Raw genomic sequence first — 10,432 nt, forward strand, 5'->3', positions numbered from 1 at the left:
CTGAAGGCTCTACTGCTATCAATATCCGTCGAAATGTCGAGTGTGATGGTGTCGATTTTGCTGCTGGTAATTCTAGTAGTTCTTCTAACTGCGCTTGATGTAATTTGGCAAAATCAGCCAGTGGTCTATATCCAATGTATCCGCATAAGCTACCCATTAAACTCATAAACAACACAACCCATAATGAATATTTTTTACCTTTGATGTCACGATGGTCTGGTATTTGCTTTAATTGTTCTATGAGGAGCATTTAGACTACTTTCCTTTGCTAGGTAATTTAGTCTATCCTCATTTTCCTCTTGTGATTATTCTTCCCTTGTATGAAACCACCCTGCCCTGCACAAGGGTCGATTTGTGAGATTCGTGACGCGCTTCGCATTAGCTTCGCAATGGGAATCGATTTGTGGGTGTGGTTTGTCGATCGCAAATCCTTAAACCGTTCCCTGCCTTGCCTCTTCTAAAGAACTTAGATGAAATTGGCTCTAAGCAAGGATCTGTAGGTTGGGTTGAGAGAAGCGAAACCCAACACACTCAACTTACGTTAATTTAGATTTTTTCAAACAAGTCCAGTCGATATTCTGTTGTGCTGAGACTCTTGAGCTGCTTGAGCCGAGTGGGTACGAGTTCTAGAAACGTATCATGTACCTGATGACCCGTCAATGGTAGCACTCTAGCATCAACGATCCAGTGAACTAATAGTAAGTGACCTTGAGGTTTTAATTGATCGAGCATCAGATTTTGAGCCTTTTCCAAATCTTCCCGACACCAATAGTATCCTACTTCGGAAAGTACGATCAGATCGAAAGATTTGTCGGGAAATTCTTGAGGTACTGACATCATCTGAAAATCGATATTAGTCAGACGATGGCAGCGTTTAATTGCTTGTGATTGGGCGATGGTGGAGACATCTACAGATAGTAAGGATTGACATCGATCTGCTAGTTTCTCAGTTAAAATCCCGATCGAACCACCAATTTCAAATCCTGACTGATAGAGCGGATGTGGCAAAGCTGCAAGCGTTGCCAGATATTTTTGAGCTTCATACTCACTAGTTTCAAATTGCCAAGGATCGGAATTTTGTTGATAAAGAGCTTCAAAAAAATCTGAAGTTAGAGATGCTGAATTATATGTCATAAAATTTCCTCAAAATAAACTTCCCAGGGACGCTTAAAGTTAGCTAGTAGTTCTGCTGTCAGACAGAACCCACTCGGATCGTCATCGATAAGTTGACCGAGTTGAGAACGATATGCAGCGATCGCTTGACATTTTTGCTCTAGTACTGTGGCTATATCTAGCCGCCAACCAGCGATTTCCACTAGATCTGTTCTCTGCTGTTGCTGTTGGGTATCCCAGTCCCAAATTGGGTATTCGATCGTCTGAGGTGCGATTCCCAAACTTAATATTGCAGCTTGGATCAATTGCCAGGTAGCACGATGATCGGCATGAGGATCGAATCGCCACGGGATAAAAATCGTATCGGGTAAAGCTGCTTTGAGATAGTCTTGACAGCGGATTTTTACATGGAGAAAATTGAACGAAGTTAAAGTTGGTACCGAGCCATCTTTGAGGCGTAAGAAAGTTATCGCCTCTGGTTTAATGCCAAGTATTGCCAGCGCAGTTATAGTTTCGCCTTCTCGAATCGATTGCAGGATCGGGGCTGGATATTTTTGAGAATTGGGGTGCGAAAGTGTGCCATCGCTAATGACTAGCACTCGGACATCATAGTTGTTACAAAGCAAAGAAATCGCGCCACCGCAGCCGAGTGTTTCATCGTCGGGATGCGGTGCAACGATGACAACCCTGTGCCGATGGGTAGAGCCGCCCCTGCGGACAATCGCACTCAGATCTCGCAAAGGGAGAGCTTCGGGATTGGCTAATAAAATGTTGTCGGAAGTGTGTTCACCCCTCTGTGGTGGGGGCAATTCATCAATTGCTCCTGGTACGGGGGCGGAGAAATCTAGACGATTTTCAGCAGGAGCAAGGTTAGATTTTGGTAAATGGGGCATGATTCCACAGTGAATCTGTAACGACATTTTGGAGCGCATACCGCCCCACCGTTGCTAGTGCTGCATCAAAAGCAGGTTGGCGCAGGTAAAGGGTCAAATCGCGGACGATCCGTTCGATCGGGTGTGGCGGCAATAATCCTAGCGTCCCCACCGAGCGTTCGGTCAGTTGAATCGCTTCCATACAAATTTGCTCTATCGCCGTGCGAACCATGCTGGTATAAGCAACTAGAGCCTGGGCTGTGGGGCTGCTCAAAGCGGGATCGCCTGCAAATGTGGGGTGGTACTGTCTCAGTTGGGCGGCAGCACCCTGGAGCCAGAGCTGACCGCTTTCTAGACCGATCGCCATTTTGCCAAAACGTTCTTCTTGGTAGGGATCTTTGGTGCGATCGATCGTCTGCAAAAAGTGGCGGGCGGCATCAAATAAAGCTTCCGCGCCGCCGAGCTGGACGGCAGCAAATCTGACCACCCCAGCAGTCAACCAGGGCTGTCTGTAATAATCCCCAGGCTGCCCAATTAGTTCGCTTTGGTCTAAAATCGCGCCCGTAAAATCTACTTTGTAGCTGGCAGTTGCCCGCATTCCCGCAGGCTGCCACCAGTCAGGATCGATTGCTGCTGCGACTTTATCCATCGACACGATACACAGTTGCCAATCACCATTGGGCAAGGTACCGCCGATAAAAGGTCGATCGACACAGCCGCAGCCTGTAGCAAAGGTTTTGGCACCTTCGAGCCGATATTTGCCCTGTCCTAACGGGATAATTTTGACGCCATCTTTAGCTTCAGCATTCCAGACACCAAAGATCTTGTGACGATCGCGCACATCTGCTGCATATTTAGCAATTTGGGCAGGCGTACCAAAAGTCTGAAGTAGTTGTAGCCCATTGACGTGACCTTCATAAATCCGCCCGACGGCTAGATTAGCACGACCGATCTGTTTTAAAATTGTCAACAACTCATCGATCGAACTACTCTCGATTCCTAATCCCAATCCACCAAATTCGGGTGCTAAAGGTGCCTTCAATAGTCCCGCACTAGCGATCGACTCAAACTCTTGCGCTGGATAAACTCCATGTCGATCGATTGCCGCCGCATTTTTACTGCAAAATTTAGCTATTTCCACCGTTTGTTCAAGCAGATCGCTGAGTTGGAGTTTCGGCGGTGCTAGTTCCTCAGCAACAGCTACTGGCTGTGCGGGCAAATGTATCGCATTCAAGGTATCCTCCTCTGCTTGCATCCTGACTTTTGGGGTAGTTTACAAGTTAATTTATTTTAAATTATCAGGTAAGTTTTGGTTTTTTTCCTCTACCAAATGAGAGAGAAGTGCATGTCGGCGATCGTCGATTTTGTAAGGGCAAGTACGATCGATCTGCATTACCGATTTAAAGTATGATTTGCCATTTTTACAACCTATCTATCTCCCGCTCCCGCATTGTAGCCGATCGCTAGAAGATATCAAATGGGTTCCATACCTCAGTAACGCCCATCAATCCATAGACTCCCGATCGAACCAAAAGTAACATTTTTTTGACATGCAGCGATCTTCATGGTAGTATTTTAGGCTGTGTTAACTTTATGAAAATCGACAAGCAATAACCCTTGGCTAACGTAGTCGTAATTGGTGCCCAATGGGGCGATGAAGGAAAAGGAAAAATCACTGACTTATTAAGTAAGTCGGCAGATGTGGTCGTGCGTTACCAAGGGGGTGTCAACGCTGGTCACACAGTAGTCGTGGATGGTCAAACCTTCAAACTACATTTGATTCCTTCAGGGATTTTATATCCCGAAACTGAATGTATCATTGGCTGTGGAACAGTCATTGACCCCAAAGTCTTGATTGAAGAACTCGATCGACTCGTCGCGCTCGATATCCCCACTGACAAGCTCTTAATTTCTCAGACAGCTCATGTCACGATGCCTTATCATCGGCTGATCGATCGAGCATCTGAAGAAGTCAGGGGGAGTCACAAGATCGGCACGACTGGACGTGGTATCGGCCCTACCTATGCGGATAAATCCGAACGGATGGGGATTCGGATTCAAGATCTGATGGATGCGGACTCATTTCGCGAACAAATGATCTGGACGATCGCGCAAAAAAATGAGATCCTCGAAAAGCTCTATCATCTACCACCGCTAGATCCAGAGCAGGTAGTCACCGAGTATTTGGGATATGCCGAACGGTTGCGCCCTCATGTGGTCAATACTTCGCTCAAAATATATGATGCGGTACGTCACCGTCGCAATATTTTGTTTGAAGGTGCCCAAGGTACTTTACTAGACCTCGATCATGGTACCTACCCCTATGTTACATCCTCCAATCCGATCGCGGGTGGGGCTTGTATCGGTACTGGGATCGGCCCAACCACGATCGATCGCGTGATTGGGATTGCGAAAGCCTATACTACTCGTGTCGGTGAGGGGCCATTCCCAACTGAACTAGACGATATCAACGGTGAAATGCTCGGAGAGCGTGGGGCTGAATTTGGTACCACCACGGGTCGCAAGCGTCGCTGCGGTTGGTTTGATAGTGTGATCGGTCGTTATGCCGTGCGGATCAATGGGATGGACTGTATGGCAATTACCAAGCTAGATGTCTTGGACGAGTTTGACGAGATTCAAGTCTGTGTCGCTTACGAAATTAATGGTGAGCAAACTACTGATTTCCCCAACTCAGCTCGTGATTTTGCCAAGTGTCGTCCGGTGTACAAAACACTACCTGGCTGGAAACAGAATACCGCCGAATGTCGATCGTTGGAAGACCTTCCAGTAGCAGCATTGAACTATCTCAAGTTCCTGGCTGACTTAATGGAAGTGCCGATTTCGATCGTTTCACTCGGCCCCAGTCGCGATCAAACCATTATCGTTGAAGATCCGATTCATGGCCCAAAACGTGGGCTGTTATCGGCTGATGGCACTCCCATCGGCTAGGAGCTGTACGAATCCAAACTCGATCTCGATCGAGTTTGGATTCGCACAAACATGTAAATTTTACCAAATAACTACTAACAATTATGGAAATCTCAGTCGAATTAAAGCAACGTGTTGCTGGTAGTAAACCCAATGCTCTGCGCCGTTCTGGACATATTCCTGTGAATCTCTACGGACATGATGGCGGGAAATCCATTCTATTGACTCTCGATGCTAAGAGTGTCGAAAATTTGATCAAAAAAGCTAGGATCGGTAAAACTCCAGTTGAAGTCACTATCCCTGAATTAGATTGGAAAGGTACAACTGTGATTAAGGAAATCCAAACCCATCCTTGGAAGAACTTCCCTTATCACTTGAGCTTTTTTGCAGTCAAAGATTAAGATAGGCTTTAGGTTTTAGGCTTTAGGCGTTAGGTTTTAGGTTTGATGGCAACCGTCAGGGCTGTTACGGTAGCCCTAGCGGTTGCTTAGAATCCAAAGCTTGGACGAGCGTGAATATTCTATTAACAATCCGATTTTATGACAAAAGAGGACGATCGAATCGATCGTCCTCTTTTTATTTTGCCTACCAAATCTAAAGCCCAAGCCGTGAAGACCGCAACCATAATTTTCTAAAGCCTAAAACCCAAAACCTATAGCAACCGCCAAGGAGATCGAGACAGCGATTGTGTCTTGTCTCGCTAAACCCTCGGGGAACCCGAGGAGCGCGAGCCGCAAATCGCCGCTCAGAATGCAAAGTCCGCGTAGGCGGACTGAGATCTGATCGTGTTTTAACCACCTTGGCGACTGCTATAAAACCCAAAACCTAAAGCCTAAAACCTAAAACTTAAAGCCTAAAGCCTAAAAGGAACCGCCCAAGACACAATTAAGTGTCCTGAGCGGGATGTGGTGTGAGGAGTGAACGGAAACATCAGTCTCCGTCGATCTTAATTGTAACAGCACCACTAAAAATCGGGGAGAGCGATCTGGGGTAAATAAAAAGTGTTTTCAGATAAATATTTACCACTAACTTCGCTTTATCCCAACCTCCAAATCTTTTCAAAAATGTGCTCGAAATCGACCTCTCATCGAATATCTATCCAGCATTGCTGAATTGATGTACTCGTGGATTTTTAAAACTAATCTAGCTCCCAGTCCCCAAATCCCCCAGTCCCATACATTCAGATCTATTTGCCCATACCTAGCTGTTGAGCCTTCTGATAGACCTTACCTTCTGTGAGTAACGAAGGAGCGATAACTACCTCCACCTGCTGCATCTCCTTGATGGTTTTTGCGCCGAGGGTACCCATACTAGTTTTCAGTGCGCCCAAGAGGTTGTGAGTACCATCATCTAATTTAGCTGGCCCAGTGAGGATTTGCTTCAAGGTGCCAGTAGTACCGACTTTGATCCGCGTTCCTCTGGGTAGTACTGGGCTAGGAGTAGCCATTCCCCAGTGAAAACCGCGTCCAGGTGCTTCTGCCGCGCGCGCGAACGGCGAACCAATCATGACACCATCGGCACCACAGGCGATACATTTGCAGATATCACCACCAGTAACTAAGCCGCCATCAGCAATCACGGGAATATACTTACCCGTCTGCTGGAAAAACTCATCTCGTGCTGCTGCACAGTCCGCCACGGCGGTCGCTTGCGGTACGCCGACACCGAGTACCCCCCGCGAGGTACAAGCCGCTCCAGGGCCGATCCCGACCAGGACAGCGGCTGCACCTGCCTGCATCAATTCGAGCGTGATATCGTAGGTGACGCAGTTACCCAAGATGACTGGCATGGGCATCTCTTGGCAGAATTTAGCGAGATTGAGCGGTTCGACCCCCTCTGGAGCTAGAAATTCCGTCGAGACGACTGTAGCTTGGATAAAGAATAGATCCGCACCTGCTTGAGCTACCGCCGCCCCAAATCTAGCTGCACCTGCGGGAGTCGCGCTGACTGCGGCAATCCCACCAGCGGCTTTAATTTCAGCAATTCGTACGCCGATCAATTCTGGTTTGATAGGGACGGCGTAAAGTTCTTGCATCAGAGACACAAATCCATCATTTCCCACAGCCGCAATGCGATCGAGAATAGGATTGGGATCTTCATAGCGAGTTTGAATCCCTTCTAAATTGAGTACGCCGAGTGCGCCGAGCTTGGACAACTCAGCCGCCATGCGGACATCAACGACCCCATCCATTGCACTAGCAATAATCGGAATTTCGCGCTTGACGCCACCAATTTGCCAGCTAGTATCTGCCAAACTGGGGTCTAGTGTTTTTCCGCTAGGCACTAGGGCAATTTCATCAAAGCCGTATGCTCTCCGAGCTGTTTTCCCTTTCCCAATTTGAATATCCACGATCGATCCGACCTTTTCCATAACACGTATTTAAGTAAGCCTAACAAATCGATCGCAACATTTGTTTACTTTTTTACAGATTTTTGCAACAGGATCGGAAATAAAACGGATTTATTCCCTTTCTAGTGACAAATTAGACATCTAGGGTAGGGGTGAATGGTGGATGGTGGATGGTGGATGGTGAATGGTGAATGGTGAATGGTGAATGGTGAGTGTTAACAAAAAAATATTGCTCTAGACTCACCCCAACAGGCACAATAAGATAGATATCCTGCCGCAATCCTTGTCATGATCTTCCCCAGTTTCGATCGATTCAGTCAGCTAGCAAGTCAAGGTAACTTTATTCCTGTCTATCAAGAGTGGGTGGCAGATCTCGATACTCCAGTCTCTGCATGGTATAAGGTCTGCGCGGGTCAACCTTACAGCTTTTTGATGGAATCCGTCGAGGGTGGAGAAACTGTCGGGCGATATAGTTTCTTGGGCTGTAACCCATTGTGGGTGTTAGAAAACAGAGGAGAGCGGACAACAAAAACTCATCGCGATGGGACTGTCTCGATGTTTACGGGCGATCCGTTTCAGACGCTGGCTGATTGTTTAGAACCTTACAAACCTGTCAAACTCCCACAGCTTCCAGGTGGCATCGGCGGTTTATTTGGCTTCTGGGGCTATGAATTGATGAAATGGATCGAATCTAGAGTCCCGATCTATCCAGCTACCGCTGAAGACCTGCCCGATGGCTTGTGGATGCAGGTAGACCATCTGATTGTCTTCGATCGAGTCAAACGAAAGATTTGGGCGATCGCCTATGCCGATGTCCAGGGTTGTGATGGCAATCTGGAACTCGCTTATAATCAGGCGATCGATCGTGTCAAAACCCTCGTCGAAAAACTCCAACAGCCGCTCGCGCCCAAGTTCCTAGAATGGACGCCACCGCAACCCAGTCCCGCCCTCACCGAACTTCCTGCCGCTTACACCAGTAATATTTCTAAAGCTGAATTTTGTCAGAGTGTCGAAACAGCTAAGGCACATATTACTGCTGGCGATGTTTTTCAAGTGGTCGTGTCGCAACGGCTATCTACTGGCTATACTGGCGATCCATTCGACCTCTATCGATCGTTAAGTTTGGTCAATCCATCGCCCTATATGGCTTATTTCAATTTTGGGAATTGGCAGATTATTGGCTCTAGTCCAGAAGTGATGGTCAGAGCCGATCGCGATCGCAATGGTATGCTCAAAGCGACACTCCGCCCCCTCGCAGGTACCCGTCCGCGCGGACAAACCCCCCAAGAAGATGAAGCTCTGGGATTGGAACTACTCGCAGACACTAAGGAAGTCGCCGAGCATATCATGCTGGTAGATTTGGGGCGCAACGATCTGGGGCGAGTCTGCCAGAGTGGGACGGTAGTAGTAGATAAATTGATGACGATCGAACGTTATTCTCATGTGATGCACATTGTCAGCAATGCTGTCGGACAACTCGCGCCCGATAAGACCGCTTGGGATCTGCTCAAAGCTTGTTTTCCTGCGGGTACAGTCAGCGGCGCACCCAAAATCCGTGCGCTGGAAATCATCCACGCTCTCGAAGGCTGTCGGCGCGGAGCTTATTCAGGAGTGTATGGTTATTATGATTTTGAAGGTCAATTAAATACGGCGATCACTTTACGGACGATGGTAGTTCGTCCCGATGGTGCTGGACATCATACCGTCTCTGTCCAAGCAGGAGCAGGATTAGTTGCCGATTCCGACCCAGTGACAGAATATGAGGAAACTCTAAATAAAGCTAGAGGGCTACTCGAAGCGATTCGGTGCTTGGTAACTGCTACTCCTGAGGGAAGACTCCACCAAGGATAGATTTAGCTCCGAGATCATCTTCTTTGCCGTACCGATTAGCTCTCGGCGCGGCTCCTCCAATGATTTCGATCTAACCATCAAGACAAAGCGGAAGCGTTGCTGCACATGGCATTAACTGGGCTTGCCAAACTAACTAATTATTAGTAGATATCTGTCATTAGGTAGAGATAAAAAGCCAATAATCAGTTGATAATCTGTAGGATAACAATTTGTAGATTGAGTCGATCGAGCTAACCGTGTCAGCATCACCAGCAGCGATCGATATCCATTAATTTACACGAAAATACATCTGTCGTCCAATCCAAATCAGTGATTGCCTCGATCGCCTGAGCAAATTCAGCTAAATCGATCGATTTATATCGATCGACTTATATAGATAATACTTGGCTCTGAGTCGTGCATCTAGGTCGCTCTAACGCCATCAACAACTCCGAATCTTCCAAGATCGTCCGGTCGGGGCACAGAATGATGAAAAGAGTCGCTCCATACTTACCTTCGATCTAAACGAGCGTAGTCTAGATCGAGAAACCATAATTTGCAGCATCTCTTTGACTAGGTGACAATCGGTTGCGATCATAGTCAGCTCGATTTTTAGGCATCATCCTATCAAAGCAACTCCAAAATCAGAAAGAAAGAATAGAACAACTAGAAGCAGAATTAAGAGCGAAAAAGAAACTAAAAGGAAAGCCCAAATTAAGTGCCAGTCTGCTGAATCAGCCTGAATCGGAAGAGAAAAAAGCGGATAAAAGAGCAGGTTCGGCAAAGGAAAGTAAAAAATTAAACTTTGAGATCGACGAAGAAATAACTATTCAACCAGATAGCATTCCTGAGAAGGCTAAATTCAACGGGTATCGGAGTTATGACGTACAAGAACTAATAATTAAGCGGCATAACATCAGATTTCAGATCGCTGAGTACATCACAGTAGATGGAAAAACAGTGGTGGGAGAATTACCTACAGAATATCAAGGCAGACACTACGGGCCAGGATTAGCGTGTTATGTGATGTATCAGCACTGCTGGGCGGGTGACCCGCCTAGCAATCAATGCAGAGTGCCACAGCCATTAATATACGAGCAACTGCGAGAATGGGGAATAGACATTTCGACAGGACAAGTAAATCGGCTCTTAAATGAAGAGCATCAAATATTTGAGCAAGAACAACACCAGGTATTAAAACCCACATTCCGCACTTCAATTTTCACGACAAATACTTAGTCTTATTTGTTACTCATTTAAAAATGAATACGCAAGCAAAAAGACTAAAACAAGTCCAAGCTAATACTACATTTGAATTATCGAGACAGTGATAAGATCG

General features: G+C 46.8%; 9 protein-coding genes. 4 read left to right on the forward strand and 5 right to left on the reverse strand.

The genetic code is table 11. The features are described 5' to 3' along the window. The 4 genes from ACEW9J_RS15320 to ACEW9J_RS15335 all read right to left on the reverse strand — a co-directional run. A partial coding sequence (locus ACEW9J_RS15320) for a transposase family protein (protein WP_373545981.1) occupies positions 1-250 on the reverse strand: 250 nt, incomplete at its 3' end. Between the two features lie 296 nt (positions 251-546). Beyond that, entirely contained in the window at positions 547-1,134 is a 588-nt protein-coding gene (locus tag ACEW9J_RS15325) for an SAM-dependent methyltransferase (RefSeq protein WP_373545982.1), read from the reverse strand. Next, the gene (locus tag ACEW9J_RS15330; RefSeq protein WP_373545983.1) at positions 1,131-2,006 is read right to left on the reverse strand and encodes a PIG-L deacetylase family protein; all 876 of its coding nucleotides are present in this window, start codon (positions 2,004-2,006) and stop codon (positions 1,131-1,133) included. Before ACEW9J_RS15330 ends, ACEW9J_RS15325 begins: the two co-directional genes overlap by 4 nt. Then, positions 1,984-3,240 (reverse strand): acyl-CoA dehydrogenase family protein, encoded by a 1,257-nt coding sequence (locus tag ACEW9J_RS15335; protein ID WP_373545984.1) that lies wholly within the window; start codon positions 3,238-3,240, stop codon positions 1,984-1,986. The genes ACEW9J_RS15330 and ACEW9J_RS15335 overlap by 23 nt, the downstream gene beginning before the upstream one ends. A 362-nt stretch (positions 3,241-3,602) precedes the next feature. Between ACEW9J_RS15335 and ACEW9J_RS15340 the strand changes: the two genes are divergently transcribed. Together ACEW9J_RS15340 and rplY are read left to right on the forward strand one after the other, a co-directional pair. Then, positions 3,603-4,934, forward strand: coding sequence for an adenylosuccinate synthase (locus ACEW9J_RS15340; RefSeq protein ID WP_373545985.1), 1,332 nt, complete (start codon positions 3,603-3,605; stop codon positions 4,932-4,934). 83 nt (positions 4,935-5,017) lie between these two features. Then, positions 5,018-5,314: a 50S ribosomal protein L25 gene (gene rplY / locus ACEW9J_RS15345; RefSeq protein ID WP_373545986.1), complete on the forward strand. Its 297-nt coding sequence runs from the start codon at positions 5,018-5,020 to the stop codon at positions 5,312-5,314. A 785-nt stretch (positions 5,315-6,099) separates the two neighbouring features. On the opposite strand, the gene ACEW9J_RS15350 is transcribed toward rplY, so the two are convergent. After that, a complete protein-coding gene (locus ACEW9J_RS15350) occupies positions 6,100-7,263 on the reverse strand; it encodes a GuaB3 family IMP dehydrogenase-related protein (protein WP_373545989.1) in 1,164 nt (387 codons plus the stop codon). 288 nt (positions 7,264-7,551) lie between these two features. Between ACEW9J_RS15350 and ACEW9J_RS15355 the strand changes: the two genes are divergently transcribed. Both ACEW9J_RS15355 and ACEW9J_RS15360 read left to right on the forward strand, forming a co-directional pair. Next, complete coding sequence (locus ACEW9J_RS15355) at positions 7,552-9,114, forward strand: anthranilate synthase component I family protein (protein WP_373545987.1); 1,563 nt, start codon at positions 7,552-7,554, stop codon at positions 9,112-9,114. A 1,053-nt stretch (positions 9,115-10,167) separates the two neighbouring features. Then, positions 10,168-10,332, forward strand: coding sequence for a hypothetical protein (locus tag ACEW9J_RS15360; RefSeq protein WP_373545988.1), 165 nt, complete (start codon positions 10,168-10,170; stop codon positions 10,330-10,332). The last annotated feature ends 100 nt before the right edge of the window (positions 10,333-10,432 follow it).

Source organism: Chamaesiphon sp. (genome assembly GCF_041737865.1).
In the GTDB taxonomy this organism is placed as follows: domain Bacteria; phylum Cyanobacteriota; class Cyanobacteriia; order Cyanobacteriales; family Chamaesiphonaceae; genus Chamaesiphon.